General features: G+C 66.9%; 26 protein-coding genes, 2 pseudogenes and 2 riboswitches. Of the genes and pseudogenes, 11 read left to right on the top strand and 17 right to left on the bottom strand.

Annotated elements, in window-relative coordinates:
- Positions 1 to 79 precede the first annotated feature (79 nt).
- The 5 genes from CLV71_RS33755 to metE all read right to left on the bottom strand — a co-directional run bounded on the left by CLV71_RS33755 (position 80) and on the right by metE (position 5,717).
- On the bottom strand, positions 80 to 1,120 hold the full coding sequence (locus CLV71_RS33755) for a prenyltransferase/squalene oxidase repeat-containing protein (RefSeq protein ID WP_133906939.1): 1,041 nt from the start codon (positions 1,118 to 1,120) through the stop codon (positions 80 to 82).
- An 89-nt stretch (positions 1,121 to 1,209) separates the two neighbouring features.
- A riboswitch (cobalamin riboswitch) is annotated at positions 1,210 to 1,343 on the bottom strand.
- 42 nt (positions 1,344 to 1,385) lie between these two features.
- Entirely contained in the window at positions 1,386 to 2,006 is a 621-nt protein-coding gene (locus tag CLV71_RS33760) for a GNAT family N-acetyltransferase (protein ID WP_133906940.1), read from the bottom strand.
- On the bottom strand, positions 2,003 to 3,073 hold the full coding sequence (locus CLV71_RS33765; protein WP_341771692.1) for an AMP-binding protein: 1,071 nt from the start codon (positions 3,071 to 3,073) through the stop codon (positions 2,003 to 2,005). Before CLV71_RS33765 ends, CLV71_RS33760 begins: the two co-directional genes overlap by 4 nt.
- On the bottom strand, positions 3,043 to 3,462 hold the full coding sequence (locus tag CLV71_RS50495) for an AMP-binding protein (protein WP_341771693.1): 420 nt from the start codon (positions 3,460 to 3,462) through the stop codon (positions 3,043 to 3,045). The genes CLV71_RS33765 and CLV71_RS50495 overlap by 31 nt, the downstream gene beginning before the upstream one ends.
- Entirely contained in the window at positions 3,459 to 5,717 is a 2,259-nt protein-coding gene (gene metE, locus CLV71_RS33770) for a 5-methyltetrahydropteroyltriglutamate--homocysteine S-methyltransferase (protein ID WP_133906941.1), read from the bottom strand. The genes CLV71_RS50495 and metE overlap by 4 nt, the downstream gene beginning before the upstream one ends.
- Positions 5,718 to 5,804: 87 nt before the next feature.
- A riboswitch (cobalamin riboswitch) is annotated at positions 5,805 to 6,019 on the bottom strand.
- Between the two features lie 66 nt (positions 6,020 to 6,085).
- On the opposite strand from metE, the gene CLV71_RS33775 reads away from it, so the two are divergent.
- Positions 6,086 to 6,832, top strand: coding sequence for an enoyl-CoA hydratase/isomerase family protein (locus CLV71_RS33775; protein ID WP_133906942.1), 747 nt, complete (start codon positions 6,086 to 6,088; stop codon positions 6,830 to 6,832).
- A gap of 5 nt (positions 6,833 to 6,837) precedes the next feature.
- On the opposite strand, the gene CLV71_RS33780 is transcribed toward CLV71_RS33775, so the two are convergent.
- The 7 genes from CLV71_RS33780 to CLV71_RS33810 are packed head-to-tail and all read right to left on the bottom strand — an operon-like array spanning position 6,838 to position 15,015.
- Entirely contained in the window at positions 6,838 to 7,143 is a 306-nt protein-coding gene (locus CLV71_RS33780) for a hypothetical protein (protein ID WP_133906943.1), read from the bottom strand.
- 2 nt (positions 7,144 to 7,145) lie between these two features.
- Entirely contained in the window at positions 7,146 to 8,042 is an 897-nt protein-coding gene (locus CLV71_RS33785) for an ECF transporter S component family protein (RefSeq protein ID WP_243866926.1), read from the bottom strand.
- Positions 8,039 to 9,646 (bottom strand): ABC transporter ATP-binding protein, encoded by a 1,608-nt coding sequence (locus CLV71_RS33790; protein ID WP_133906944.1) that lies wholly within the window; start codon positions 9,644 to 9,646, stop codon positions 8,039 to 8,041. Before CLV71_RS33790 ends, CLV71_RS33785 begins: the two co-directional genes overlap by 4 nt.
- Positions 9,643 to 10,728: an energy-coupling factor transporter transmembrane component T gene (locus tag CLV71_RS33795; RefSeq protein WP_133906981.1), complete on the bottom strand. Its 1,086-nt coding sequence runs from the start codon at positions 10,726 to 10,728 to the stop codon at positions 9,643 to 9,645. The genes CLV71_RS33790 and CLV71_RS33795 overlap by 4 nt, the downstream gene beginning before the upstream one ends.
- On the bottom strand, positions 10,728 to 11,627 hold the full coding sequence (locus CLV71_RS33800; protein WP_243866928.1) for an ABC transporter substrate-binding protein: 900 nt from the start codon (positions 11,625 to 11,627) through the stop codon (positions 10,728 to 10,730). The genes CLV71_RS33795 and CLV71_RS33800 overlap by 1 nt, the downstream gene beginning before the upstream one ends.
- A gap of 23 nt (positions 11,628 to 11,650) precedes the next feature.
- A complete protein-coding gene (locus CLV71_RS33805; RefSeq protein WP_243866930.1) occupies positions 11,651 to 12,514 on the bottom strand; it encodes an ABC transporter substrate-binding protein in 864 nt (287 codons plus the stop codon).
- Positions 12,511 to 15,015 carry a hypothetical protein gene (locus tag CLV71_RS33810; protein ID WP_133906946.1) on the bottom strand — a complete coding sequence of 835 codons (2,505 nt, stop codon included), beginning with the start codon at positions 15,013 to 15,015 and terminating at the stop codon, positions 12,511 to 12,513. The genes CLV71_RS33805 and CLV71_RS33810 overlap by 4 nt, the downstream gene beginning before the upstream one ends.
- 458 nt (positions 15,016 to 15,473) lie before the next feature.
- Between CLV71_RS33810 and CLV71_RS33815 the strand changes: the two genes are divergently transcribed.
- Together CLV71_RS33815 and CLV71_RS33820 are read left to right on the top strand one after the other, a co-directional pair.
- On the top strand, positions 15,474 to 16,106 hold the full coding sequence (locus tag CLV71_RS33815) for a superoxide dismutase (protein WP_133906947.1): 633 nt from the start codon (positions 15,474 to 15,476) through the stop codon (positions 16,104 to 16,106).
- 21 nt (positions 16,107 to 16,127) lie between these two features.
- Positions 16,128 to 16,685, top strand: coding sequence for a GNAT family N-acetyltransferase (locus CLV71_RS33820; RefSeq protein WP_133906948.1), 558 nt, complete (start codon positions 16,128 to 16,130; stop codon positions 16,683 to 16,685).
- 96 nt (positions 16,686 to 16,781) lie between these two features.
- On the opposite strand, the gene nicT is transcribed toward CLV71_RS33820, so the two are convergent.
- The gene (nicT, locus tag CLV71_RS33825; protein WP_481734690.1) at positions 16,782 to 17,876 is read right to left on the bottom strand and encodes a Nickel transporter NicT; all 1,095 of its coding nucleotides are present in this window, start codon (positions 17,874 to 17,876) and stop codon (positions 16,782 to 16,784) included.
- Positions 17,877 to 18,383: 507 nt separating this feature from the next.
- Here nicT and CLV71_RS33830 point away from each other — a divergent pair.
- The 4 genes and pseudogenes from CLV71_RS33830 (at position 18,384) to CLV71_RS33845 (ending at position 21,007) form a co-directional block, all read left to right on the top strand.
- Positions 18,384 to 18,674 (top strand): transposase, encoded by a 291-nt coding sequence (locus CLV71_RS33830; protein WP_133906950.1) that lies wholly within the window; start codon positions 18,384 to 18,386, stop codon positions 18,672 to 18,674.
- A complete protein-coding gene (locus CLV71_RS33835; protein WP_133906951.1) occupies positions 18,671 to 19,321 on the top strand; it encodes an IS3 family transposase in 651 nt (216 codons plus the stop codon). The genes CLV71_RS33830 and CLV71_RS33835 overlap by 4 nt, the downstream gene beginning before the upstream one ends.
- Positions 19,322 to 19,334: 13 nt before the next feature.
- Positions 19,335 to 20,712: pseudogene (locus tag CLV71_RS33840) on the top strand (IS30 family transposase).
- Positions 20,693 to 21,007: an integrase core domain-containing protein gene (locus tag CLV71_RS33845; protein WP_166664369.1), complete on the top strand. Its 315-nt coding sequence runs from the start codon at positions 20,693 to 20,695 to the stop codon at positions 21,005 to 21,007. The pseudogene CLV71_RS33840 and the gene CLV71_RS33845 overlap by 20 nt, the downstream one beginning before the upstream one ends.
- Before the next feature lie 39 nt (positions 21,008 to 21,046).
- Here the strand turns inward: CLV71_RS33845 and CLV71_RS33850 are convergent, their stop codons facing one another.
- Together CLV71_RS33850 and CLV71_RS33855 are read right to left on the bottom strand one after the other, a co-directional pair.
- Entirely contained in the window at positions 21,047 to 21,229 is a 183-nt protein-coding gene (locus CLV71_RS33850; protein ID WP_133906953.1) for a hypothetical protein, read from the bottom strand.
- A gap of 89 nt (positions 21,230 to 21,318) precedes the next feature.
- Complete coding sequence (locus CLV71_RS33855) at positions 21,319 to 21,516, bottom strand: hypothetical protein (RefSeq protein ID WP_133906954.1); 198 nt, start codon at positions 21,514 to 21,516, stop codon at positions 21,319 to 21,321.
- A 191-nt stretch (positions 21,517 to 21,707) separates the two neighbouring features.
- Here CLV71_RS33855 and CLV71_RS33860 point away from each other — a divergent pair, with 191 nt between their 5' ends.
- On the top strand, positions 21,708 to 22,814 hold the full coding sequence (locus CLV71_RS33860) for a hypothetical protein (RefSeq protein ID WP_133906955.1): 1,107 nt from the start codon (positions 21,708 to 21,710) through the stop codon (positions 22,812 to 22,814).
- A gap of 894 nt (positions 22,815 to 23,708) precedes the next feature.
- The gene (locus tag CLV71_RS33865) at positions 23,709 to 24,266 is read left to right on the top strand and encodes an alpha/beta fold hydrolase (RefSeq protein WP_133906956.1); all 558 of its coding nucleotides are present in this window, start codon (positions 23,709 to 23,711) and stop codon (positions 24,264 to 24,266) included.
- A gap of 3 nt (positions 24,267 to 24,269) precedes the next feature.
- Here the strand turns inward: CLV71_RS33865 and CLV71_RS33870 are convergent, their stop codons facing one another.
- Positions 24,270 to 24,626, bottom strand: coding sequence for a VOC family protein (locus tag CLV71_RS33870; protein ID WP_133906957.1), 357 nt, complete (start codon positions 24,624 to 24,626; stop codon positions 24,270 to 24,272).
- 48 nt (positions 24,627 to 24,674) lie between these two features.
- Between CLV71_RS33870 and CLV71_RS50220 the strand changes: the two genes are divergently transcribed.
- Positions 24,675 to 24,806, top strand: a complete 132-nt coding sequence (locus tag CLV71_RS50220; protein ID WP_279588771.1) for a hypothetical protein — start codon at positions 24,675 to 24,677, stop codon at positions 24,804 to 24,806.
- A gap of 16 nt (positions 24,807 to 24,822) precedes the next feature.
- On the opposite strand, the gene CLV71_RS33875 is transcribed toward CLV71_RS50220, so the two are convergent.
- Positions 24,823 to 25,131 carry a hypothetical protein gene (locus CLV71_RS33875; RefSeq protein ID WP_133906958.1) on the bottom strand — a complete coding sequence of 103 codons (309 nt, stop codon included), beginning with the start codon at positions 25,129 to 25,131 and terminating at the stop codon, positions 24,823 to 24,825.
- A 678-nt stretch (positions 25,132 to 25,809) separates the two neighbouring features.
- Here CLV71_RS33875 and CLV71_RS33880 point away from each other — a divergent pair.
- Positions 25,810 to 26,618 (top strand): annotated as a pseudogene (locus tag CLV71_RS33880) (transposase family protein).
- Positions 26,619 to 26,625 lie beyond the last annotated feature (7 nt).

A 26,625-nucleotide genomic window follows, 5' to 3' on the forward strand; every position in this document is an offset into this window, starting at 1 on the left:
CGTAACCGGCACGGTCAATCTCGACGAAACTTCTGATCGGCCGGTGGCGCCGGGGTTTTCACGCCCCGGCGCCATTCCTTTACGGACAGGCCAGTTCCGGCGCCTGCGGCACCGATCCCGAGGAGGACAGCCGCGCGAGCGGCGGTGCGCCGAGCGCGAGCACGGCCTGTGCGGTGGCACGCACCGCCGTGTTCGGGTCGAATCCCGTGGTGTCGTAGGCGATCGCGCCCCGGTCCTCGACCGCGGCGGCGCACCCGAGCTGCAGGCTCAGGACGAAGTTCTTCGCCTTCTGCGCCGCGCCCAGTCGCCCGCCGGCACGGAACGCCTGACCGGCCAGGCCGGTGGTGTTCGTGTTCGGCGCGACCGACGTGTTGCCGTCGATGGCTGAGATCCCACCGTTCGCCTGTTGCTTGCTCGCCAACCACGACAAGCCCTGCTCGGCCTTGACGATTCGGCCCGTAGCGAGCAGCGCTTGCATGGCCATCGCGGTGGCGTCGGTGTCACTGGCACACGGTGTGACCCCGAAGGCGATCGGGAAGCCACCGTCCGGGCACTGCGTGCCGGCGAGGAAACTCACCGCGGATGCCGGCGCCCCGCCTGAGGTCCGCCGTAGTGTGATGATCGCCAGCGACTGGGTGAACGCGTTGCTGAAGTCACCGAACGCCGACCGGTCCGAGAACCGCCCCGACGGCGTCAGCAGGCCACGCAACCGAGTTGGTAGATCCACCCCACCGAAGTTCGCCGGGTTCAGTCCACGGACCTGCGCGGCCAGGGACGACTTGGCGGTGGCGCCAGCGTAGGCCTCGGTCGTGCCGTCACCGATGTAGCCGGACAGGTTCGCCGGCTCGGCGAGCCACGCGATCGCGGCCGCGCCGTTCGTGTCGGCCGACTTGGTGCCGGCGAACGCGAAGATGCCGTCGATGGTCAAACCCGCGTCAGGAAAGAAGACACCGCCGAAGTCGACCTCGAAGTGGTCACCATCGGTCATCTGCCGTGCCAGCCACCCGGCCGCGGCATCGGCCTTCTCGGCCGCCCGGGGCGCGGCGACCGCACCAGCCGGGACGACGAGTGCGACAGCCGACAGGAAGGCGACGGCCGTCGCGACGAGACGTAATCTCATGTGAAGCCTTTCCGGGACGCAGCACCGGAAAGGCGGGCAGCACCCGGCCCGGCCTCTGCTCCGGCCCGCGAACCGCGACGGGAAGTGGAGAATCTCGCGCCCGGCACCGGGTATCAGGGCTCACCGCGTGATGCGGTATACCTTTGCGGGTCAGCGCCGGCTTCACACCGGACTTCCCCCGCTGCCAAGCGTATTCAGTTGGGGAAACCGCACAATTCTGTGCGTATGCGGCTGGTCACGTCAATCGCCCGAACAGCCGAGTGCGTCATCGCAGTCCACTGCGCGTCAATGTCGTGACTACCAGTGGGTCATTTTCCGTTATTCCATAACGGTATTCGTAGACCGAGCGGACGGCGTGCGCGAGGCCGCCGGGGCGTAGCGGGCCGGGCACTTCGGCGCGCAGATCCGCGGCGAGGAGCAGCATCGGGTGACGCTGCGCGCCGTGGGGTGGCGTGTAGTTGCGGACGGGAAGCACGATGGCGCCGAGTCGGGCATAGAACGTGACGCGCCACTGCCGTACGGTTCGTTCCACCTCGTCGATGCCTGACTCTTCGGGGTCCTCGATGTCCAGGTAGAGCAGGGCGAAGCCGGCCAGTTCCGCGCACAGTGCGTGCCACAGCCGGGTGCCGACACCCTGACCCCGACGGGATCTGTCGACAGCGAAGTACCGCAGGAACACCGTCCCGGTTGTTCCCAGCTCGCGGATGAACGCGATGCCGACCGGCACGCCACCGTCGAGGAGTGTCAGGAGACGTTCGTCCGGCCGATGATCGGTGAGCTGTTCGAACGGCGTCCGCAACTGTCGTGGGAACGCCTCCTCGTACACCGTCCGTGTGCGGGCGGCCTGGTCCCGGTCGAGGGCGGACGCCGGGACCAGGCCGGTCATGCCGACCACCTTCCGTTGACCCGGTCGTAGGTGGCCGCGGTCTGTTCGTTGAGCTGGTGTTTGGCCACCCGCTCGGACGGCGTGCGGGGCAGGTCGTCGCGGAACTCCCAGTAGCGGGGCACCTTGAACGGCGCGAGACGTTCAAGGCAGTAGGCGGCGAGCGCGTCCGGGTCCCTGATGCCGACGACGTGTGCCTTGACCTCCTCACCACGCAGGTCGTCCGGCACGGAGGTGACGGCGACGAGTCGCACGTCCGGGTGGGTGAGCAGCACGTCCTCGACCTCGCGGGCGGCGACGTTCTCTCCGCTGCGCCGGATCATGTCCTTGAGCCGGCCCACCAGGTAGACCCGGCCGGCCTGGTCGAGACGGGCGAGATCACCGGTGCGGAACCAGCCGTCGTCGAACGGGTTGTCGACGGCGTGGTAGCCGGACATCATGCCCGGCCCGCGTAACCGCAACTCTCCGTCGACCACACGAACCTCACGGTCGGGCAGGGGGCCGCCGACACAGCCGGTGCCGACCAGCTCGTCGTGGTCGGCGTCGGTGACACGCAGGTCCGCGCCGGTCTCGGTCATTCCGAATGCCTCGTGCCACGGCACGCCCCACCGGTGCTCCAGCTCGGCGTGCAGTGCGGGTGGGATACCGGAGCACTGCACGAGCCTCACTACATGGTCACGGTCGCGGGCGTCGCGTGGTTGTTTGAGCAGCAGGCCTGGCATGGCGCCAAGGCAGTAGAAGTAGGTGACATTGTGCTCGCGAACCGCGTTCCAGAACGTCGTTGGGTGGAAGCCGTCGAGCACGACGACCTCAGCGCCAGACAGCAGTCCGGCCACGATGTTCCACTGTGGATCGACGTAGTGGCACGGTTGCGCTGTCAGCAGGATGTCCTTATGGGTAAGCCGGGGGAACTCGGTGATGAGGCTGCCGGCGAGACGCGTCCAGTAGGTGTGAGGCAGCACGCATCCTTTGGGCAGGCCGGTGGTACCGGAGGTGTACTGGACGTTCACAGGCGTGTCCGGTTCGACCGGCCGCAGAGTCAGCCCCAGTATCGGGCGGAGCGATTCCACGTCGAGGACGGCACGGTCGCCACTTCGGTTAGGGCGGAACGGAGGTCCGGCTCCGTGATTGCCAGCACGGCATCCGAGTGGACGAGCACGTGGCTGGCGTCCGCCGTGCGGTACTTGACGTTCATCGGCACCGTAGTCGCGCCGAGCCGTGCCAGCCCCAGCCAGAGCAGGAAGAACTCCGGGCGGTTGCGCAGCATCAACGCGACCCGATCCCCCGTCTGGACGCCGCGGCGCCGCAGGGCGTGCGCGTAGCCGGCGGTGCGCTGCTCGATCTCGGTGAAGGTGAGCCGCTCAACGCCGGGAAAGGTCCAGGCGATGCGGTAGGGCCATCGCTGGGCGGCGTGGGTGACCACACTGCCGAGGTCATCCACGCCCGTCCCACCGGTCATGGCAGCGTGGCCCGGACCCGGCGCGCCGCCGCGACGAGGTTGCGCAGCGCGGGCTCGACCTCGGCATAGCCACGCGTCTTGAGGCCGCAGTCGGGGTTGACCCACAATCGGGCAGCCGGCACCGCGTCGACAGCTGCCGTGAGCAGCGAGGTGACCTCGTCCTCGCCGGGCACTCGCGGCGAGTGGATGTCGTACACGCCTGGACCGACACCGCGACCGAAGCCGGACGTCCTCAGGTCGGTCAGAATTTCCATCTTGGACCGGGCGGCCTCGATGGTGGTGACGTCGGCGTCCAGGTCGTCGATCGCGTTGATCACCTCGCCGAACTCCGAGTAGCACAGGTGTGTGTGAATCTGGGTGGACGGCACCGCACCAGCGGTGGCCAGCCGAAACGCGCCCACCGACCATTCGAGATAGGACGCCTGGTCGACCGTCCGCAGCGGCAGCAGTTCCCGGAGTGCGGGTTCGTCGACCTGGACGATGCTGATCCCGGCAGCCTCGAGGTCGGCGATCTCGTCCCGCAACGCCAGCGCGACCTGTGCGGCGGTGTCGGCGAGGGGCTGGTCGTCGCGGACGAACGACCACGCCAGGATCGTGACCGGGCCGGTCAGCATGCCTTTGACCGGTTTGACCGACAGGCTCTGCGCATAGGAGGCCCAGTCGACGGTCATCGGCTTCGGGCGGGACACGTCGCCGTGGATGATCGGCGGCCGCACGCACCGCGAGCCGTAGGACTGCACCCACGCGAACTCGGTCGACGCGAACCCGTCGAGGAAATCCGCGAAGTACTGCACCATGTCGTTGCGCTCCGGCTCGCCGTGCACCAGCACGTCCAGCCCGATCTCCTCCTGCAACGCGATCACCCGGGCGATCTCGTCCCGCATCCGCTTGAGATAGCCACCCTCATCGAGAGTCTCATTGCGCAACTCAGCACGAGCCGTACGGATCTCGGTCGTCTGGGGGAACGAGCCGATGGTTGTGGTCGCGAGCGGGGGCAGGTTCAGCCTGCGCTGTTGCGCCGCCGCGCGGTCGGCGTACAACGGCCGGACCCGGTCGGCTTCGGTCAGCGCCGCCACTCTGGCCCGGACCTCGTCGTTGTGCAGGGGCGCGGGCAACTCCTCTGCCGCGCCATCGGCCCAGGCGCCGTCCACACCCTTGTTCAGCGCGGCGCCGAGTCGGACGACCTCGGCGACCTTCTGCCGCGCGAACGCCAGGCGCGCACGCACCTCCGGCTCGAGGCGTGTCTCCACGTCCAGGTCGTAGGGCACGTGCAGCAGGGTCGAGGATGTCGACACCGCCACTTCGCCGGCCGAGCCGATCAGTGCCGCGGCCTTGGCCAGTGCCGCACGCAGGTCCGTGCGCCACACGTTCCGGCCGTCTACCACACCGGCGACGACTGTCTTCTCACGGAGCGCCGGTACGGTGTCGTACGAGGCGGACACCAGGTCGAGCGCGATCGCCTCGACCGGGGTGGTGGCCAGTATCTCCAGTGCGGAGCCGAGGTCGCCGTAGTAGCCCGTGACCAGGAGCTTCGGCCGCTCCGGTACCGCGCCCAGCAGGTCATAGGCACGGCCCAGTGCCGCCAGTTCGGCATCCGTACGGTCAGCGGCGAATGCCGGCTCGTCGAGCTGCACCCACTCCGCGCCCTCCGCGTGCAGGCGGCCCAGCAGCTCCGCGTACGCGGCCAGCAGGTCGTCGAGCAGGTCCAGCGGGTCGAACCCGTTCTGATCCGGCTTGGACAGCAGCAGGAACGTCACCGGCCCCAGCAGCACCGGCCGCGTCTCAATGCCCAGCTCCCGGGCCTCGTGGTACTCGACGACCGGCTTGTCACCCGCGAGCCGCAAGCTCGTGTCGGGGCCGAGTTCCGGCACGAGGTAGTGGTAGTTGGTGTCGAACCACTTCGTCATCTCCAGCGCCGGAGCGCTGTCCCGGCCACGCGCCGCGGCGAGGTAGGTGTTCAACGGGGACAGGTCGAGGTCGTGGAACCGCCGCGGGATGGCGCCGAACAGCTCCGCGGTGTCCAACACGTGGTCGTAGAAGGAGAACGTGTTCGACGGAATGGAGTCCAGGCCGGCGTCACGCAGCTCGGTCCAGGTCCTGGCACGCAGGTCGCGCGCCACCTCCTGCAGGTCAGGAGCATCAATCTTGGCTGCCCAGTAGCGTTCGACGGCGCGCTTCAACTCACGGCGCGGGCCGATCCTGGGGTAGCCGAGCACAGTGGTACCGATGGTCACAAGCTCTCTCCTCGCGAGCATGCCGAAGGCACGAAGACACGCGGGAGAAGCCGACGCGAACCAGTCGCGGCCGTGGCCCTCCCACGGGGCTCCGGACCACGCGCACCTGCGGTACGCGCACCAACGGCAGGTCTTCGGACTCGTGGGCACAACGCTCGCGCCTACCGGCCGCCGCTTCCCAGACCCGTCGAGGCCCAGTGCTTCGTTGACGGCTTTCGTTCCCACTCACCGCTGCGGGGCAGTCCCGGACTCACACCGGGTTCCCTCTTGCCTCATCCGCTCCCTCGAAAGAGCACGGACGAACCGTCGGCACCCTGAGCCTACCGCCCGACGCTAGAGCCCCCGTGTAGCGTCCCGATCCGATCATGACCTGATCAGGGGAGGACAGCGTGACCGTCGACTACGACCTGCGGGATGGCATTGCCCGCCTGCACCTCAACCGCCCCGAGCGGCTCAACGCCGTGACCACTGAGCTGACCGAGAACCTGCTCGGCTGCCTGCGGCGCGCGCACGACGACAAGGCAGCGGCCTTGGTACTCGCCGGCAGGGGGCGCGCGTTCTGCGCCGGGCACGACCTGAAGGAATCAGTGCCCGTCGAATCAATGCTCGACACGCGCCGCCGGGTCGAACGACTCCAGGACGTCACCCGCGCGCTCCGCGACTTCCCCGGCATTGCCATCGCCGCAGTGCACGGCTATGCCTTGGGCGCCGGGTGCGAGTTCGCCCTGGCATGTGACCTGGTCGTCGCTGCCGAGGACAGCCACTTCGGATTTCCCGAAGTCGGGGTGGGATTGTCGGTAACCGGCGGGATCTCCGCTCTGCTGCCAAAGCTGGTGGGCCCTTACCGCGCGAAGGAACTGCTGGTGCTTGGTGAGAAGATCAGCGCCACCCGAGCTGCCGAGTTGGGTCTGGTGAACCGAGTCGCGGCGGCAGGCCGGCACGAGGACGTCGCGCTCGAGGTCGCCGATCAGATCGCGGCGCGGCCACACGTCGCCACGAGCCTCGCCAAGAGGGTGCTGGACCTCGGCCTGCCGGCCACGCTGGACGAGGCGATGGCCACCGAGGTCGACCACGCCGTGCTCACGAGCCGTTCCGGCGAGAACGACCGCCCACGCGAGGAGTTCCTGCGGAGCTGATGGGGTCAGGTTCGGTGGCCTGGCTGACCGAGGAACTCGTGCCGGCCGGCCAGCAGTGCCTGCAGGGTGTGCCGCGCACACGGGTCGTCGGCGCATTCTTCCGCGCATTCCGGCAGTCTGGTCACGGCCGCCTCGACTGCGTCGAACAGTGTGGCCGCGTCCGTCAGCTGTTGGCGCAGGTTGTGCAGTTGCGCGGTGCGTGCGCCGATCTGCCGGCGGTGGGCGTCGAGTTGCTCGTAGTCGCGTTCCCGCAGGATGACGACCGGAACGCCGCCGAGCACTGTCCTGCGTGGTTCGGGGCGTCTGCCCATGGTTAGTCCCGGTGGGTGCGTGCCACGTCGGTGAACGTGGGAACGGTGCCGTAGGAGGCCTTGCGTGCCGCACGCCGGAGTGTCGCGAGAACCGCGGGTCCGATGACGATGATCGCGACCGTGTTCGTGATCGCCCGCCCAGTGTCCCAGCCCGCTGTCGACGTGAGGAGGGTGAAGATGGCGAACCGGTGCAGGTTCTCCAGCACTGGATCGCCTGGCACGTAGGAGATGTGGCCGTCGTAGTAGGGCACCTCGGCGCCGGTGATGAACGGCCAGAACCACAGGTTCATCAGGAACCCGAACACATACGAGACGAGGATGCCGTAGCCGACGAGCATCGCGATCTCGGCTTTCCCCTTGACACGACGGGGAAGAAGGCCGGCGCCCATGCCGATCCAGGCAGAGGACAGCATCTGGAACGGCAGCCACGGCCCGACCCCAGCGGTCAACAAGGCCGAGGCGAACAGGGATGTGCAGCCGAGGACGAATCCGAACCCGGCGCCGAATACGCGTCCCGCGAGCACGAGCATGAAGAACACCGTCTCGATCCCGGCCGTGCCCGCGCCGAGCGGTCGCAGTGCGGCGTTGATCGCGGACAGGACACCCAACATGGCCAGGGCCTTGGAGTCCATCCCGCCTTCGGACAGCTCCGCCAGCACCACCACGATCAGGACCGGCAGGATGCCGATGAAAACGAACGGCGCGTCCGGTCCGTGTTGCATGGACTGCGGCTCGACCCGGACCAGCAGCGGCCACACGAACATCATCAGCCCGGCGAGCGATGCGAGGGTGAGCACGATCGCCGAACGGGGGCCGACGCGGACGGCCTGGTCGGCTCTCCCCCACTGCCGCCGTCGCGCCGGGTCGGCGGCGAGGAAGTCGTTGCTGAGCGCGGTCATCGCACGGCCTCCGGGAGCGCGGCGCGGACGTCGTCGACGGTGAGCCAGCCCTCGCCGAGGATCTTGGCGACCTGGGTGGCGAACGCCGGAGAGCCGCCGAGCACCTCGGCGGCGGGTCCGTCGGCGACGAACTCCCCTTCGGCCATGACGATCACCCGGTCGGCGACGGTGGCGACGAACTCGACGTCGTGGGTGGCCACGACCACCGCACGGCCTTCTTTGGCGAGTCCCTCGATCATGCGTGCCAGTGAGGCTTTCGCGGTGTAGTCGAGGCCTCGGGTGGGTTCGTCGAGCAGCATCACCGTCGGTGCCGCCGAGAGTTGGACCGCCAGCACCAGTGCGAGCCGCTGTCCCTCGGACAGGTCACGTGGGTGTTTGTCCGGGTCGATGCCAGGGGCGAGCCGGTCCAGCAGCGCCCGGCAGGTACCGGGGTCCGAGCCCGATTCACGGTCCGCCGCGACACACTCCTCGGCGACGGTCTCCAGGTAGAGCAGGTCACTCGCGGTCTGCGGCACGAGCCCGACGAGCGCGCGGGCCTTGGCGCTGGCGAGGTCCTTCGGGTCGGTGCCGTCGACGGTCACCGTGCCGCCCTGCCGTGGTCCGGAACCCTGCATCGCCCACAGGAGCGAGGACTTGCCGGACCCGTTGCGGCCCATGATGGCGAGGACAGTGCCGCCGTGCAGGTCGAGGTCGACCGCGCGCACCGCGACCGTGGGTCCGTAGCGGACGATGATCCCGGCTCCGGTGAGCGCCGGAGCTGTGCCGCGGGTCGCCGTCGAGCGTTGGGGTGGTGGGGCGAGTGTGGCGCGGAGTGTGCCGGCGTGGCGGCGGGCGTCGCGGACCGACATCGGCAGCGGGTCCCAGCCCGCGAGCCGGCCCAGCGCGACGATGGGTGGCGCGATCGGCATGTCTCGCAGCACGTCCGGTGGCGTGCCGTCCACGACAGAGCCGTCGCCGGGCACGAACAGCATCCGGTCGGCGAAGGGGACGACCCGTTCCATGCGGTGCTCAGCCATGATCACCGTCGTGCCCAGGTCTCCCACCAGCCGGGCGAGCGTGGCCAGCACGTCCTCCGCGGCGGTCGGGTCGAGCGCGGAGGTCGGCTCGTCGAGCACGAGGACCTTCGGGTGCGTGGTGAGCACCGACCCGATCGCCACGCGTTGCTGCTGCCCGCCGGACAACGTGCGCAGGGCACGCCGCCGCAGTTCGGCGATGCCCAGCAGGTCCAGGGTTTCCTCCACGCGGCGGCGCATCACCTGCGGCGAGAGGCCAAGCTGTTCCATGCCGTAGGCGAGTTCTTCCTCGACGGTGTCGGTCACGAACCCGGCCAGCGGGTCCTGGCCGACGACGCCGACGAGGTGGGCGAACTCGCGGGGCGGGCGGGATCGGGTGGTGATGCCGTTGACGGCGACCGTGCCTTCGAGGTGGCCGCCGGTGAAGTGCGGCACCAGCCCGTTGATCGTGCCCAGCAGCGTCGACTTCCCCGCACCGGTCCGGCCGGCGAGCAGCACCAGTTCCCCTTCGCCGATGGTGAGCGAGAGGTCGGCGAGCACCGGCAGCTCGTGGCCCTGGTACCAGAAGGAGACGTGGTCGAGTTCGATCATGCGGGCACCGGTTCGGGTGTCGGGGTCAGGAACGCCGGCGCCGCGCCCAGCAGCACGCCGGCCAGGGGCGGCCACGCCAACAGCGGCCAGGACAGGTGGATGAGCGAAGGGTTGAGGTTCGTCGGGTTCACGCTGGAGGTCACGAACAGCATCACGGCGACGGCGATCCCGCTCGCGGCGACGACGATCTCCGGTGCGTGCCAGCGGTCCGGTCGGTAGCGGGTGCGGTGGACCCGTCTGCCGGCGAACCGGAAACCCATCAATGCCAACAGCATTCCGGCGACGAGAACGGGCGCGGCGAGGAACCGTGGTGTGGAACCGTCCAGTGTGGCGTAGATGCCGACGCACACACCCAGCAGCCCGACGACCATCAGTGTGCCGGTGACGAGCCGTGCCCGGACGGCCACCTTCCCGGCCCGGCCATAGCCGCGGGAGTCCATCGAGGCCGCCAGTTGCAGCGACCGGTCCAGGGCGTCTTCCAGGACGGGGATGATGATCGCGTGCAGGGCGTGGAACCGTTTTCCCGTGCCGCCACGCAGCTTCCGTGCGCGGCGCACCCGCAGGACGCTCTCCGCGAGCTGCGGGAACACCGACATGGCGACGATCACGGCGGTGCCGATCTCGTACAGCGCGGGCGGCATCGCCTTCAGCAGGCGTTTCGGGTTGGCGAGGGCATTGGCCGCGCCGAGGCAGACGACCATGGTCGCGAGCCGCAGCCCGTCGTAGAACCCGCCCAGCAACGACTCGGCCGACACGTCACCCAACACCCGGATGCCCGCCGCCCACTTTGGCAGCGGGATCTCCGGCAGCCGCAGCAGAATCGTCTCCCCTTCCCCGCCACCGAACACGAACCGGAAGAACACCCGGAACACCACGATCACCCCACCCAGCCACAGGTAGAGCCGGAACGCCATGGCCCATGGCGCATCCGCCCGTCGCGCGACCACCACGTAGCAGGCGACGGCGAGGATTGTCAGCAGCAGCCACGGGTTCGTGGTGCGGCTCGCCGCCACCGCCAGCCCCAGTGCCCACACCCACCACGCCGCCGGGTGCATGTCACGGGGCAGGAAGTAGCCGCGCATCACGTGGACCGTCGACGCCGCCGGGCCGTCAGCCATCCCGCGAGTCCGAATAGGACGATAGCCCCACCCGCGGCCCACGGTGCCCAGTCACTCGCGCCGGACTGCTCCTTGAGCACCTCGTTGACGTCCTTGGCGCGCTCGCCGCCGGTGAACGCGACATTGTTGGCCGGGTTGTCCGCGGTCGGCTTGGTCGGGCGGGGTTTCGGTGGCGGCAACGTCTTCCCGCCACTGCCCTCCGTCCCGTCGGCGCCGGGTGTCGTCGTGCTGGTGCCGTTGTCGCCACCCGGAGTCGGGTCGGGCCGCTGGCCCTGCCCCGCGGGCTGCTGACGCTCGTTGGGGTCGTTGGTCGACGGCTTCGGTTCGTCGGGTGCCTCACACGGCTCGTCCGTGGTACCTGGTCGGACGGCGGCGACGCGTGGCTTGGGGTTGCTGTCCGCAGTGGCGTTGAGCGAGAACGCCCAGCCCTCGAACCCGCCGGGGATGAAGTCGCGGTTCTTCACTCCCCACTGGCTGTAGTCCCACTGACAGTTGTTGCCCGCGTGCCAGTAGGACCAGTAGGCAGCGGCTGGTGGGGTGTCGCGGCAGGCCTCCTGGTAGCCCTCGTCCCCCGTCACCGGGAGTTCCTCGACGGCGGACGGTCGGTTCTCGATGCGGCAGATGAAGCCCTCACCCCACCGCACGACGCCGTCGATCTGGAAACCCGCGCCCTTGAGCGCGTCCAATCCGGTGCCTCGCGTGGACTGTGGGTTGCACCGCACGATCGTGCTGCCGCCCAGCTGTTGGAAGTCGACCACGACCGTGACGCCCGTGTTGTCCTTGCAGTACCCGGGATAGCCCTTGGACTGATCGATCGCGCCGGCCACCCCGACCGGGCTGGCGGCGATCACCAGCCCGATCACGGCTATCCCAGGAACGAACCGCCTCACTGGACGGTCAGGGTCGCCGTCGAGAACACGGTGCCGCCGGTGCCGGTCGCGCTGATCGTGTACGTGTACGTGCCGGTCGCGGCCGGCGTGATGTTCTGCGTGCCGCCCGGTACCGCCAGCGACCCGGACCAGCTACCACCACCCGAGGCGGGGGACACCGAGGATGCGGTGACGCTGGTCGCGTTCGTCGACGTCCACGACAGTGACGTAGTCTGCCCGAGGGTGATCTTGCGATCCAGGTCGTTGACCGACACGCTCACGGTCGGCGTGTTCGGCCCGACGGCCGGGTTGCTCGGGGTCACCTCCGGCGGCGGGTTGCCGGTCGCGGTCCTGTTCAGCGAGAACGACCAGCCCTCGAACCCTCCCGGGATCACGTTCCGGTTGAGCGCGCCGAAGCTGCTGTAGGTCCAGGTGTTGCCCGACCCGTCGGCGTTCCAGTACGACCAGTACGCCTCGGCAGGCGGCGTGACCACGCACGCCTCCTTGTAGGTCGGGTTGCTCGTACGCGGGATCGATTCGGTCGACGAGGGACGGTACTCCAGTCGGCACACGAAACCCAGGCCCCACTGGACGACTCCGGTCACCGCGATCCCCGCGTCCTGCAACGCCTTGATCCCTGTGCGTGCGGTGCCGGGGCTGGCGTTCGGCGAGCACCGCGTGATCGTCGGCGCCGCCGTGCCGCCGTTGCCGTCCAGCTCCTGGAAGTCGATCACCACCGTGACCCCGGTCAGTGCGTCGGCGCCCGTGCAGATCCCGGAGTAGCCCTTGGTCGGATCGATCGCACCCGCTGTCGTCGGTGCGGTCACGGCCATCCCCGCGAGTAACGCGAGACCGGCCAGGACAGTCGATGTCCGTCTCATGTGGAGGATTCCCCCTTGTTAGTCCTGTGACGGTTGAAGAAATACCGAGCACCGAACCCGATCGCGATGGCCGCCAGGAGGCTGAGGAACGCGGCGGCCTTCCATGGCGTGACCTCGTGCGAGCCGAGCCGCGCCACCCCGCCGGTGTCCGCGTTCTTGTCCGTGTTCTTGTGCTCGCTGGCGAGCGGGAGACGCACGGCGGCGGTAACCGGGGCCAGTTCAGCGCTCAGCCACGAGCGGCCGGCGATTCCCGGCGCCGCGGCGATGCTTGTCGCCAGGTCGCTGTCCTCATCGTCCTTCGCCGCGAAACCGCCGTCGTCGAGCAGCAGTGCGGCCATCGACCGGGCGGTCCCGCTCGAGTCGAGCCCGGCAGCCTGGCGCCCAGCCGCGACAGCGGCGCTGGCTGGGAGGTCGGGGGTGCCACGCTTGTCCAGCACGAGGCCGTCGGTGTCCGTCGCGTCGTTGAGGGCAGCGGCCGTGCGGACGAGCGCGGCGGCTCGACTGTCCGACCAGCTCTTCGGCACGACATTGTTCGGCGCGGCGGAGCGCGGGTCGTCGATGCCGCGTGCGTCGTGGACACCCGTGGTCGGCTGGGTCACCTGGCGCCGGCCGTTCAACGCCTCCACCACAGCGGCCGTGGCGGTGACATCGCCGGTCTCGCAGTCCACCTTGTCCAGGCTGACCGGGAACGTGCCGTCGTCGCACTGGTGGGCGACCAGCGTGTCGATCGACCGGTCCGCCTCCCCGGATCCCGCGATCGTGCCGAGGGTCGCCCACGCCAGCCGGGCCGTCGAGTCGTCGGCGTCGCCGAACTCGCCGGTGTCGACGAACCGGCCGTCCTTGCCGAGCTTCGCCAGATCGCGGCGCAACATATCGACGGTCTCGTCGATGTCCTCGGGTGCGTCTCCGTCGGCGCGGAGGAACTCGGCGATCACCAGGAGCTTCGCCAGCGGCTGTGCGTAGGCGGCTGGCTTCGTCTCGTACGGGACGCCGTGCGCGTAGGCCTTGACCGAGTCCGGGTTCAGGAGGAACCGGGACGCGCGGTCCACCGCGTCGGGTTGCTCATCGAGCGTCCGCAACGCCAGGACGAGGTCGGCGGTGGCGTCGTAGTCGACGTAGGTCGTGTCGTCCTCGGTGACCTCGACGTGGTCACCATCGACGAGCGTGCCGGCCAGGTATGCCCCGAGCCTGCCGGGCGGTGTGTCATCGGCCGGCGCCGATGTGGTGGTCGCCGGTCGCACCGTCTGGGTGTTGCTCTTCTTCTTGGGTGGCGCCGGCTGACCCGCTTTCTTGCTGACCTGCGGCGTCGGCCCGGCCTGCGGCGGTGGGGTGGTGCCGCCCGGTCCTGGCGGCGGGTTGTCGCCGGGTGGCGGGTCGTCCTCGGGGAGGTTGCCCTGGGTGAGGTCGTAGAAGCCGACCTGCGAGAGGCCGAGTGAGGCCTGGGCGCTGGCGCGGATCCAGGTGTCGATGCCGGTGATACCGCCGGTCTGGGCTGCCCGGTAGGACTCGGGGTTGTAGGCGATGGCGCCGATGTGGTCAGCGAGGCTGGTGGTCGCGTCGGCCGCGGTCGTGGCCTGCGCGGATTGGAGGAAGGCGACACCGCAGTCGACCGCGGCCTGCGCGCCACCCGCGTCGGCGAGTGCCTGCACGATCAGGCCGGTGCTGTTGGTGTTGGCCACCTCGGTCCCCACACCGCCGCCCCAGCCGCCATCGGCGGTCTGGTTGGCCGTGAGCCAGGCGACCGCGCGGCCGATCGGCTCGTCGAGCCCCTGGGCTCCGGCCCTGCGGGCGGCGAGCAGCGCGGACAGCGCGAACCCGGTGCTGTCGCCGTCCGGTGACGACTGGTCGAACGCCTTGCCCTCGTCGCAGGTCGAGACCTTGTAGCCGTTGGGGGTGACGTGGTCGCCGGTCTCGGTGGTGGGGACGTAGCCGAAGAAGATCCGGAAGTAGCCCTCGGAACACTGCTGGGTCAGCATGGTGTCGATCGCGAACTGGTCGTTCACCCCCGCCCCTGCCAGGCCGATCACCCCGAGGGCCTGCCCGAACATGTTGGCATTGTTGCTGACGAAGTCCGCCATGTCCGGGTTCTTCGCGTAGTCGCTGACCCGGCCCTTGTCCGGTCCCGCTCGCTTGATGGTGCCCTGGGTCTCGGCGACCATGTCGTGCCCGCCGAAGTTCCTCGGGTCCCTCCCGGCAACCTCGGCGGCCACGAGGATCTTCGCTGTGGCGCCACCCACGATGATCTGGTCGAACCCCTGGCCTGGGACCAGTCCGTCCCAGGTGTAGTAGTCCGTCGCGTGCAGCTCGAGGTAGGAGGCGATAGGCGCGGCGAGGTCACCAGCGCCGGAGGCGTACATGGCGTACAGGACGTCGATCATGAGCCCGTGGTCGGGCAGCGCACCGCCAAGCGGGTTCTCAAGCGTGCCATCGGACTTCAGCTGTGTGACCAGCCACTGCGAGTTGGCCCTCGCCGCGGGCCTGCTCGGCGCGCCTTCCGCCACTGCGGGCGGTCCCGCGCATATCCCGAAGAGCAGTAGGGCCGATAAGCCGATCACCGCGAGCCGGCTGTGAACAGTGTGCTGCACGCTCTCTCATCCCCTGCAGTGCCAGGGAGAGACCGGTGCCCGCACCGAACGTCCGCCCCTGCACCTCGCGACAGTGGTAACGACAAGAACCGCCCGATCCGGTAACCCGACTCGTCACCTGTGAAGGTGACCCACGGTTGCGCGACAGTGCCGGACTTCGACCGGCTTCCCCATCACAGGCAGCAAATATGGAGTTAGAGACCAGACAAAACGATTGACTCTAACACCCGGCCGGCGCGCCTGTCGTCACTGCCCGCATCCGGCTCAGCCCCGGTTGTGCCGTCCAGCCCAACGACCCGGAACCGCCGATTCGACACTATCGAACCCAACTGGCTGTTGCACATAACTTGCAGCTGGGGGAGTATGTTCGGCCCATGACCGTTCAGTACGTGCTCCCGGACATGCCCTACGACTACGGCGCGCTCGAGCCCGCGATCACCGGGGAGATCCTGGAGCTCCACCACAGCAAGCACCACGCCGCGTACGTGAAGGGCGCGAACGACACGCTGGAACGGCTGTCCGAGACTCGTGAGGCCGGTGACTACTCGGGACTGGTGGGCCTGGAGAAGACGTTCGCGTTCAACCTGTCCGGACACGTGCTGCACACGATCTTCTGGGACAACCTCTCCCCCGACGGCGGCGACCGCCCCGACGGCGAGCTCGCGGCGGCCATCGACGAGCACTTCGGCTCGTTCGACGCGTTCAGCAAGCAGCTCTCCACCGCCACCGCGAGCGTGCAAGGCTCCGGCTGGGGCGTGCTCGCGTGGGAACCGCTGTCCCAGCGCCTCGTGGTCGAGCAGCTCTACGACCACCACGGCAACGTCGGCATGAACACCACCCCGATCCTGGTGTTCGACGCCTGGGAACACGCCTACTACCTCCAGTACCGCAACGTCCGCCCCGACTACGTGCAGAAACTGTGGAACCTGGTCAACTGGACAGACGTCACCCACCGGTTCGACGCCGCCCGCGCCGGGCACCTGGGCGTCAACGCACCGGCCAAGTGACCACTCGAGAGAAGCGACTCGATGACCACAACCGTGCAGGTAGAACGTCTCGGCCCCGCCGAGCTACGTGACCTCGAAGCAGCGTTGTGCGACGTGTATCGGCAGTGCTTCACCGAACCGCCGTGGCATGAGACACCCGCCCAGGTCGGTGCGTACGCCACAGCACTCGCCGACCACCTGGCTCAGCCCGGGATGTCCGCACTGGTCGTCCGAACCACCGACGGGATAGCCGGGGTCATCTACGGCTGGCCCGCGCCGCCACGACTCCCGCGCGACTCGTTCCACGACACGCTGGTCTCCCACGTGCCTGCCCATGTCCGGCGCGACCTGGTCGCGCCGGCGATCGTGGTGGTCGAGCTGATGGTGCACCCCGCCCACCGTGGCCGCGGCATCGGTAGGTCGCTGATCGAGCAGTATGTAGAAGGGCACCCTGCCGCGTGGTTGTGCACCCACCCCGATGCCCCGGCCACGGCACTGTACGAGTCCGCAGGTTGGCAACGCAGAGGGTCGTTCAGCAACCAGAACGGCGACCCTCGGGTCGTCTACACCTGGACGTCCGACGAGGACAAATCACCCTGAAGAGCTCGGCAGGTTGGCGCTCCGACAAAGTACCGGACCTGCCGAAACGGAGATGCCCTCGCGACACGGTCGCGAGGGCATCTCACCTTTCCATGTTCAGTCCGCCGCGGGGGCGTCCGAGAGCCGGGCCGACCACTTCTCCTCGATACGCCCGAACCGCCACACCGCCAGCGCCACCAACCACGCGACCACGAACAACGCGACCACGAACAACGCGACGATGCCGTACCCGGCGTAGTCCAGCGGGATGTCCGCAATCGCGACCAACGGCCCCGAGTCAATCCTCGCCTGGTCCACGAGCACACCGACCAGCTCGATCGTCCCGATCACCAACGCGACCGCGACCGACAACGCGGTGATCGTGATGTTGTAGAACACCTTCCGCACCGGCTTCGCGAACGCCCACCCGTACGCCAGGTTCATGAACACCCCATCCAGGGTGTCCAGCAGGCACATCCCGGCGGCGAACAGGACCGGCAACACCAGGATCGCGTAGAACGGCAGGTTGAACGCCGCCGCGCCCCCGGCTAGCACCAGCAGTCCGATCTCGGTGGCGGTGTCGAACCCCAGTCCGAACAGGACACCGATCGGGTAGATGTGCCACGGCCTCGTGACCGACTTCGTGAGTCCACCGAGGATCCGGTTCATGAACCCACGCTTGTTCAGCTGTTCCTCCAGCTCTCGCTCGTCGAACTCACCCGACCGCATCCGCCGGAACACCCGCACGATCCCCAGCAACACCACCAGATTCAGCACACCCAGAATCCACAGGAACACCCCGGACACCGACGCGCCGATGATCCCGGTGACCGAATGCAGCCCGGAGCCCTCGTCCTCGACCTGACCGGCGAGGGCCCGCACACCCACCGACAGCAAGAACGCCAGCCCGAACACGATCGTCGAATGCCCTAGGGAGAACCAGAAACCCACCGATAACGGCCGCCGCGCCGGAGAGTCGGCCATCAACTTCCGCGTGGTGTTGTCCACCGCCGCGATGTGATCCGCGTCGAACGCGTGCCGCATCCCCAACGTGTAGGCCAACATGCCGACACCGATCCCGAAGATCCCACTACTCCCCAGGTCGTAGTGCTTCGGGATCACCAACAGGCCGAGCACCCCGAACCCCACCACATGCAACAACAGGACGAACCCGAACATCCCGCCCAAAGACCGACGATCCGACCGCGACAACGCTCCCCACCGGACCGAACGGGACCTCACGTCAACAGACTCCGTCACGACACACTCCACCCGCCATCAGGATGCCGCGACTGTCGCGCCCACTCTGACGAAGCTACCCGCTATCACAAGTAGCTGGCAATTGCCTGTCTTTTGCATGACCATTCGGCCGGTTTGACCATATCGACTTGGTCGACACCGTCGGCAGCGGCACCTACCTGACTCCGGGTGTCCTGTACTTCACGCAGGACCGCGTACCCTGCCGGCGGGCGAGGTGGGAGTGGGCATTCAACGCCCCAAGGCCCGCTGAACCGAGCATCGAAGGGTGTCCCCATGGGTACGCGCGGTACTGTTGAATCGATTGATTGAAAGTTGCCAGGTCGTGTCGCCGTCTCTTGAATTGGGCAGAGAATGAGAAGATGGCAACTATGAGCATGAAGTACAGCGGCCCGGCTGGTGCGCCTCCCGCTTTCCGGACAGTGGATCTAATAAGATCCAGTCTGGAATGGAGGATAATCAATGTCGGAACGACGTCGAAAGTTCTCTCCCGAGTTTCGGGATGAAGCGGTCAAGATGGTGATCGAGGGGAATCGTCCGGCCGCGCAGGTCGCTCGGGAGTTGGGGATCAACTCGGGTACGTTGGGGAACTGGGTCGCCCAGTATCGTAGAGCGCACCCGGTCGACGAGGAGCCGCTGTCGGTTTCCGATCGAGCCAGGTTACGTGAACTCGAGCGCGAGAACCAGGAACTCAAGATGCGTAACGAGTTTCTGGGAAAAGCTGCGGCCTTCTTCGCCCAGGAGTATCGGTGACCGCGAAGTTCGCGTTTATCGACGGCAAGAAGGACACCTACCCGATCGTGAGGATGTGTGCCTGGTTGGGCGTGTCCACCTCGGGCTACTACGAGTGGAAAGACCGCCCGCCGTCGCCGGCGACCCAGCAACGCGAACGACTCGCCGCGATGATCACGGAGATCTTCCAGGCCAACCACGGCACCTACGGCTACCGGCGGATCCATGCCGTGCTCGCCCGCTCCGGCGAGCAAGTGTCCGACGAACTGGTTCGGGAGCTGATGCGTGAGCTGGACCTGGTGGCCTGCCAGCCGCGGCCGCGGCGGCCGACCACCACCGACCCCGACCAGGCCCACCGCATCCCAGACCTCGTGGAACGGGACTTCACCGCCGCTGAACCCGGCACCAAGCTGGTCGGCGACATCACCTACATCCCCACCGGGGAGGGTTGGGTGTATCTGGCCACGGTGATCGACTGCTACTCGAAAATGGTGATCGGCTGGTCCATGGCCGACCACTATAAAACCTCCCTCATCGCCGCCGCACTCGATTCCGCGGCCGGCACGATCGACCTCCGGCCAGGATGCGTCTTCCATTCCGACCGCGGCTCGAACGGCGGATTCAACTGGTCGTCGCAACACCTCGATTATGGAGGTGTTGATGGGTAGGCCAGCGGGGTGGATGAAGGCGTTGACGGGGCGGTCGCCGATGAAGTCGCCGGGGGCGCCGGCGTTGCGGCGGGAGGTTGAGCGCGAGTTCTGGCGGGAGGTCGGTAGGGGACTCACGAGCGAGGACGCCGCGGTCGCTGTCGGCGTGTCGCCCGCGGCTGGCACTCGATGGTTCCGGCAGCGTGGCGGTATGCCTTCGTTCATGTTGACACCGGTGACGGGTCGCTATTTGTCGTTTGCCGAGCGTGAAGAGATCGCTGTGCTGCGAGCCCGGGATGTGGGAGTGAGGGACATCGCTCGTCGGTTGGGACGTGCCCCGTCAACTGTTTCTCGGGAACTTCGTCGGAATGCTGCGACTCGTGGAGGGAAGTTGGAGTATCGGGCCTCGGTCGCGCAGTGGAAGGCAGATTTGGTTGCTATGCGGCCGAAGACGGCGAAGCTGGTGGCGAACGAGCGGTTGCGTGAGTATGTGCAGGAGCGTCTTGCGGGCGAGCTGCGTCATCCTGATGGAATGCCGGTGTCCGGGCCGGTGACGGCGCGGTGGAACGGGCGGAACAAGCCACGGCGGCAGGATCGCCGCTGGGCCAGGGCGTGGAGTCCCGAGCAGATCTCCGCGCGACTGAGGCTGGACTTCCCCGATGATGAATCCATGCGCATCTCCCACGAAGCGATCTACCAGGCGCTGTATGTCCAGAGCCGTGGTGGGCTCAACCGTGAACTGGTTGCCTGTCTGCGGACCGGGCGTGCGCTGCGTGTGCCTCGAGCACGCGCTCGGCAGCGCGCGGGCGGCCACGTCACGCCGGAGGTGATGATCAGCCAACGCCCGGCCGAGGTCGAGGATCGCGCCGTGCCCGGGCACTGGGAGGGAGACCTGATCATCGGCACCGACCGATCCGCGATCGGCACCCTCGTCGAACGCACCACCAGATTCACCGTGCTGCTTCACCTGCCCCGCCAGCAGGGGTGGGGTATCGAACCACGAGTGAAGAACGGGCCGGCGTTGGGCGGCTACGGCGCCGAGGCGATGCGCGCCGCTATCGCGCAGCAAATGAGCGTGCTGCCCGCATGGTTGCGCCGATCGCTGACCTGGGACCGCGGCAAAGAACTCGCTCAGCACGCCCAATTCACCATCGACACCGACATCGCGGTCTACTTCGCCGACCCACACAGCCCCTGGCAACGCGGCACGAACGAGAACACCAACGGCTTGCTACGCCAGTACTTTCCCAAAGGCACCGACCTGTCCCGGCGGGACGACGAGGAGATCGAAGCGGTCGCTGCCGCACTGAACAGCAGACCACGCAAGACACTCAACTGGAAGACACCAGCCGAAGCACTGAACGAACTGCTACTCTCACAACAATAAAGCTGGTGTTGCGACCACCAGTTGAATCCGGTAACTACACCTCCTACAAGTTCGCCACCAAGATCGCCGACATGGACATGCGCCACTCCGTCGGCCGAACCGGGATCTGTTGGGACAATGCGATGGCCGAATCGTTCTTTGGTGCTTTGAAGAACGAATGGATATATCACATGACATTCACCACACGCGCCGAAGCTCGGCAGGCTATTGTGTACTACATCGAAGGGTTCTATAATCGACGACGTCTCCACTCAGGGCTCGGGTACAAGACCCCCCTAGAGGTCCACGCCGAGTACCTGAATCGACAGCTCGCAGCATGAACTAGCCGCAAGAAAGCTGTCCGGAAAATTCGGGGCGCCTCACCTTGAGACTAGAACCCCAGCAAGGCCGAGGGTGGTACCGACGTTGACCAGCACGGACGGCGTGGTCCCCTGCCACGCCCAACGATCTTCGAGGAACAGAGCCAGCACGACGAGGACCACGCCGAGCACGAAACAGGTCACGACCCAACCCCACCGCGGGCGACGCTCGCCTTCACTCATCGGACCACCTTATTCAAGGCCCTCATCGCGCTGGCAACGGCCAGCGGGGGCCGAAAATGGCCCCCGCCCGCAGTCGTCGCCCGGGTTGCTCACACCACACCCATCTCGTGCAGCTTGACCAACAGTGCGCCAGCGCCACTGGCTGCTGTGCCAGCGCCCAGCACGATGCGAAGCACCTTGACAGCATCTCTGCGCCGGTACCGGTCGGGCTGGAACAGCGCGACTCCGGTTGCGGCCGCCGCAGCCAGCACGACGAACGCCGCCATCGCGAACCCGAAGATCAACATCCCCTGCGTCCTCACGTGTCATCCCACGCAGGCGCCTGCGGCCTGCTGAAAGCCACGATGCGTTGATAGAGGGTCAGTTGTCACATACCTCGCTTTTACCGGTAGACTGCGCCGAAGAGCGATGATCGATGAGGCCAAGGTACTCAAGGCGCGGTCTATAGGTGTCAGTCTAAACGTCGAAACTTTCTTGGATGATCATGGTGGCCTCATCGTCGGTTACAGAAAGTGAGGGAGGTCGCACTTCCCGCGACCGCCTGTCGAAGCGGATCGTCCGCCTGCAGGGTCTCCTCGACGAGGGGGTCGACGAGACGGCCCGGGCAGCCCGCCGTGTGGTTTGGCAGCCGAGTCCCAGGAGTCAGCCCGCAGAGTGGATCGCAGTTCGCTCGGCTCTCCTACGTCGCACCGAGAATCATCTCCAGTGCACGCGCATCCAGGCGATTAGCGCCTCGAAGAGCGCGGCCGTCCAGGTGCTTCTGCTCGCGCTGTTTGAACTGCAGGTCGGCACCATTCGCGCCAAATCCGGTCGAGCACGTACCCGGCTGCCTATCAGCTACCGCGAGGATCCCACTCTGCCAACGTGGGTGGAGTTCACGGCCTTACCAACTGTGGACAAGACGTCGAAGCGAACGCATGCGCGAAACGCAAAGGCGAATCGAGAACGGCAAGTGAAGCGCGCTCTCGATCGACTCGCCGAGTGTGGCCGCGTCGAATTGAAGCCTGAGCGAACTCATGGTCGTTACGAAAACTTCGCGGTGCTGAACGAAGGTACGAATAACGGCGGCGCTGACGGCGTCACTTACCACGTGCCGCCTGCCCTCGGCAGCGGGAAGGCAAGACGTCAGATGCTCACGATCCCGGTGCAGTTTTTTCTCAACAACTGGGTAGATGCCCTCACCGACAACGAGATCATCACGTATCTCACGCTTCGGTTAATGGCGCAAGCGTTCCCAGGCCGCCATGCGGAAGACGGCGTATACCTCGCACAGGAAGACCGAATCCGCCTGTTCAACCTCGACCGAGGGTTCGAAGCCCACCGCATGCTCTCTCGATACGGCCTGATCGACACAATCCGCGACAGACGACGCAACGCCGACGGCACCATGACGAAATCCGAAGAAGTCGGCGCCGGCGATATCCACCGCTTCAAGCTAGACGACAGTGTCCTGGGGCAACCCGCGATCCCCCGGGTTATCACGTCACTCACTCTTTTCGCTGACGGCGCCGACGCTGACGATGCCGCGCTCGCGGACGCCATCCAGCGATGGACAGCGAACCTCAAAAACACTTCGACCAGCTAGCGCCCAGCACAAGTGCAGCCAGTAGCCCACCCGCACCAAACTTGGCAGGTCGCACGAACGGGTCCATTTTTGACCCCTCGTGCCACTTGCGCATCGACCCTCCCGCGTAGACGACTTCGCCATGATCGTGTCCGCCGGCAGCTACGTCGACAGCGCGAGGGAGATGAAGTCCGGACGGTTCGTTCTTAGCGGGGAAAGGGCGTCGCGGCACGTCGTGCCGGATGGCGTGGACCTTGTCGGCCGAGCATCGGCACTGGTCTCAGGACGTGCGCGGCGGCTGTCTGGTCGCGCGGTCAACTACCACTTCGCCTACGCGAACGACCGGCGCGACCGGAAGTAGCCGATCGACCACCCTGGTCGTGGAGACCGTGTCGGAGGTCAGCGTCACTGGCGAATCGTGGCAGGATCTCCCGGGCTCCCGCTCGTGCTGTCCTCGAGCATGACCATCCTGAACAGCGGCTCGATCTCGACGAGTCGCCCCGGCTTTCTTCTAGCTGTCGCTGTACACGGAGTCACCGACACGCAGGTCGGCGAACGACACCTACTCGGTCTCGACGGGCTCGGCGGCCTCGGTCGTCATCAGACCTGACTTGGCTCAAGATCGCTGATCTTGGGTAGGGTGCTGGCTGTTGAGCTGCGGTTTCGTCGTGTGAACGGCGAAAATCTGCGCACTAAGCGGCCGGTTCTAGGGGTCTGCCCATCGCTTCCCGGTTACGGCTTCAGCGACAAGCCGGCCGCGCCGGGGTGGGGGATCGAGCGGATATCCGATGTGTGGTGCGAGCTGATGGCCCGGCTAGGCTACCGGCGGTTCGGCGCCCAGGGCAGCGACTGGGGCACCAGCATCGCCACGAGCATCGGTCAACGGCAATCCGATCGGTCGCCGGCATCCATCTCATGCCGCCGCTCGCACCGCCCGATCCGGCCACGTTGGACGACCTCACCGGTGCCGAGCGGGCGGCGCTCGCGACACTGCGGGAGGCGGACGAATGGGGCTCCGGATACTCGGCGCAGCAGTCGACCCGGCCGCAGACGGTCGGCTACGGGCTGGTCGACTCGCCGGCCGCCCTCTGCGCCTGGATCGTCGAGAAGTTCTGGTCGTGGACCGACTCCGGTGGCGACCTGCATCGGGTTATTACCCGGGATGAGCTGCTCGACAACCTGATGCTCTACTGGCTGCCCGGCACCGGTGCCTCATCCGCCCGGCTGTACTGGGAAAGCCTCCGGCAGGTCAACGAATGGATCTCCGGGTCGGCCGGCGCGCCGGTGACCGTACCCACCGGCTGTTCGGTCTTCCCCAAGGAGCTGCAGCGCCCGTCTCGGCGGTGGGCGGAGCGCCGGTTCCCGAACATCCGGTACTGGAACGAGCCCGGCAAGGGCGGCCACTTCGCGGCGTTCGAGCAGCCGGCGTTGTTCGTCGACGAGGTCCGGTCATTCTTCCGGCTGGTCCGCTGATGGTCACCCGTACTCGGTAAGCGGCTGGCTAAAGATCAACAAGTGCCCATCGGGTGTCCGTACGTTGAAGTCGCGCATCCCGTAGGGCCGGTCAGCCAGTGGCTCGACGATGTCGGCGCCGCGGGCGCGCAGCTCGTCGTGGCAGGAATCGACGTCGTCGACGACAACCGTCACCCTGGCCGGGCCGACGCTGCTTTCGGCGTACAGGTGGAACTCGGCGGTGTCGCGGATCACGGCCGCGTAGCTAGGTGGGGTCTCCCAGGTGAATATGGTGTCGAATCCGAGCACGTCCGTGAAGTACGACCGCGCTGCCTGCACATCTCCGCACGGCAGCACGGGAACCGCCACCCGCATGACCATTCCGTCACCTTACCTGACTTCGGCTCAAGATCGCTGATCTTGGGTAGGGTGCTGGCTGTTGAGCTTCGGTTTCGTCGTGTGAACGGCGAAAATCTGCGCACTAAGGCCTGTGACTATCGGCCACCGACCGAGTTCGAGACCCTGTACGAGCTGGGCGACCTGATCAGTCTGCTCGCCTGACCCCAGTAACGAGTCTCTACCGAACCCAGGGTGGCTCATAGACCTCGGCCGCGTCCATCAGATCTGGCGCAGGCGTGTTGTTGATCTCTGCTTGAGCCGCTACCCGCTCGGCCTGTGCCGCGTTGATCACCTCAACGAGCGCGGTCGGGTCGACGCCAGCCGCGATGGCCGCTTGGGACTTGCGTATCCGTGCCTCGGCGTCCGCCAACCGCTTCTTCGCTACCTCTCCCCCGGCTTGCTTCTGGTCCGCTCCGTCTTGAGATGCCACCAGCGCGGCTACCGTGCGGTCCACATTGTCCTTATGAAAAAGTCGGGTCTGCTGCACTGTTAGGTGAATATGAGAACGCTATCTTCGTAGCACTAAAGGCTGTAGAAGTAAGGGTTAGGAAGCTGTGTTGCTGCGGTGACGAGATGATCGGCGTTCCGATGATTACGCAGGCGTTCAGGCCAGGCGGACCGCTTGCAGACCCCACCGCACCACCAGGTGAAGTCGAGGGCACCATGGCTCTTTCCGCAGTGCTTACGCAGTTCTTCGCAACCCATCAGGCCATCGTGAAGTTTCCTTCGACGACGTTACAGAAGCTTCGGAAGCAGTGATGACCGCGAGCCTGCTTAAAAATGCTGGATAAGATTGAGTCCAGGACAACATAATATCCCGTCTGACTCTAGCCAAAGGAATCCAGTCGTGAGTACTGTTCTCATCGCAGCTTTGACGTCTGGGGTGGTTGCTCTCGGCATTGAATGGCTGTTCAAACCTCGACTGGAGGCCCGCAAAGAGCGACTTCTGGAGCTACACCGGAAGCGTCGAACGTTCGCGTCGCAAATGACCACGATCATGGTTCACATTGAGCCGTTTTCATCCTGGTCTGGATGTGTTGTCTGGTAGGGCTTCTCGTTGATCACAGGTTGATGATCACCGGCGTGTCGAGGCCTGGGCGTGGCGAAGCCCCTGGTAGCAGAGCTTTCGACCAAGATCGTTCTGCCAAGTGTCCAGGGGCTTCAGCTGTTGTTTTACCGTGCTGCGCTGCCGTTGTCACATCGGACCCTCACGTTCGTGTCCGGCCTGGTCCGCGCTCACCGCCGGGAGATCGGTTCGGTGTGGCGTGCGCTTGACCCTGGCCAGCAGGCTCTGCTGGTGCTGGTCTACCTGCGCAAAGGTGAACCCTTCGCCCAGGTCGGGGCTGGGTTCGGCGTGTCGACCACGACGTGTTGGCGGTATGTGAACGAGACTGTTGAACTGCTCGCCAGGCGGGCGCCGAAGCTGCGGGCCTCGCTTCGCGAGGCCAAGCGTGACGGGATGGCCTACGTGGTCATCGACGGCACGCTGATCCCGATCGACCGGATCGCCGCCGACCGCCCGTTCTACTCGGGCAAGCACAAGCGCCATGGGGTAAACCTGCAGGTCGTCGCGTCTCCGGACGGGACGATCCTGTGGGTGTCCGGTGAGCTGCCGGGCAGCACCCACGACACCGCCGCGGCCCGCATCTGGCAGGTCTTGGCCGCCCTCGAACAAGCCGGGCTCATCGCACTCGGCGACAAGGGCTACCACGGCTACGACCAGACCCGGGAACGCGTGATCACCCCGTACAAGGGCAAGAACAAACCCGAGTCCCAGAAGGACGCCAACCGAGCCCCGCCCGGCTCCGCGGCCCAGGTGAACGCGCCAACGCACAGCTCAAGCACTGGCGCATCCTGCACAAAGTCCGCGTCAGCCCACACCGCACCGGCCGCCTCGCCAAAGCCATCCACGTACTACAAAACTACGAGGTCGCCACCGGATGGAGGGTCGGGAGCTGGCGCGGTGCCTGTTGATCGGCGG

The organism is Actinophytocola oryzae (genome assembly GCF_004364325.1).
Lineage (GTDB): Bacteria > Actinomycetota > Actinomycetes > Mycobacteriales > Pseudonocardiaceae > Actinophytocola > Actinophytocola oryzae.

Coding starts and splice junctions, on each gene's coding strand:
- CLV71_RS33755 (WP_133906939.1), bottom strand. CDS start 1,120: ATGAGATTACGTCTCGTCGCGACGGCCGTCGCCTTCCTGTCGGCTGTC.
- CLV71_RS33760 (WP_133906940.1), bottom strand. CDS start 2,006: ATGACCGGCCTGGTCCCGGCGTCCGCCCTCGACCGGGACCAGGCCGCC.
- CLV71_RS50495 (WP_341771693.1), bottom strand. CDS start 3,462: ATGACCGGTGGGACGGGCGTGGATGACCTCGGCAGTGTGGTCACCCAC.
- metE (WP_133906941.1), bottom strand. CDS start 5,717: ATGCTCGCGAGGAGAGAGCTTGTGACCATCGGTACCACTGTGCTCGGC.
- CLV71_RS33780 (WP_133906943.1), bottom strand. CDS start 7,143: ATGGGCAGACGCCCCGAACCACGCAGGACAGTGCTCGGCGGCGTTCCG.
- CLV71_RS33785 (WP_243866926.1), bottom strand. CDS start 8,042: ATGACCGCGCTCAGCAACGACTTCCTCGCCGCCGACCCGGCGCGACGG.
- CLV71_RS33790 (WP_133906944.1), bottom strand. CDS start 9,646: ATGATCGAACTCGACCACGTCTCCTTCTGGTACCAGGGCCACGAGCTG.
- CLV71_RS33795 (WP_133906981.1), bottom strand. CDS start 10,728: ATGCGCGGCTACTTCCTGCCCCGTGACATGCACCCGGCGGCGTGGTGG.
- CLV71_RS33805 (WP_243866930.1), bottom strand. CDS start 12,514: ATGAGACGGACATCGACTGTCCTGGCCGGTCTCGCGTTACTCGCGGGG.
- CLV71_RS33815 (WP_133906947.1), top strand. CDS start 15,474: ATGACCGTTCAGTACGTGCTCCCGGACATGCCCTACGACTACGGCGCG.
- CLV71_RS33820 (WP_133906948.1), top strand. CDS start 16,128: ATGACCACAACCGTGCAGGTAGAACGTCTCGGCCCCGCCGAGCTACGT.
- CLV71_RS33830 (WP_133906950.1), top strand. CDS start 18,384: ATGTCGGAACGACGTCGAAAGTTCTCTCCCGAGTTTCGGGATGAAGCG.
- CLV71_RS33850 (WP_133906953.1), bottom strand. CDS start 21,229: ATGAGTGAAGGCGAGCGTCGCCCGCGGTGGGGTTGGGTCGTGACCTGT.
- CLV71_RS33855 (WP_133906954.1), bottom strand. CDS start 21,516: ATGTTGATCTTCGGGTTCGCGATGGCGGCGTTCGTCGTGCTGGCTGCG.
- CLV71_RS33860 (WP_133906955.1), top strand. CDS start 21,708: ATGATCATGGTGGCCTCATCGTCGGTTACAGAAAGTGAGGGAGGTCGC.
- CLV71_RS33865 (WP_133906956.1), top strand. CDS start 23,709: ATGCCGCCGCTCGCACCGCCCGATCCGGCCACGTTGGACGACCTCACC.
- CLV71_RS33870 (WP_133906957.1), bottom strand. CDS start 24,626: ATGGTCATGCGGGTGGCGGTTCCCGTGCTGCCGTGCGGAGATGTGCAG.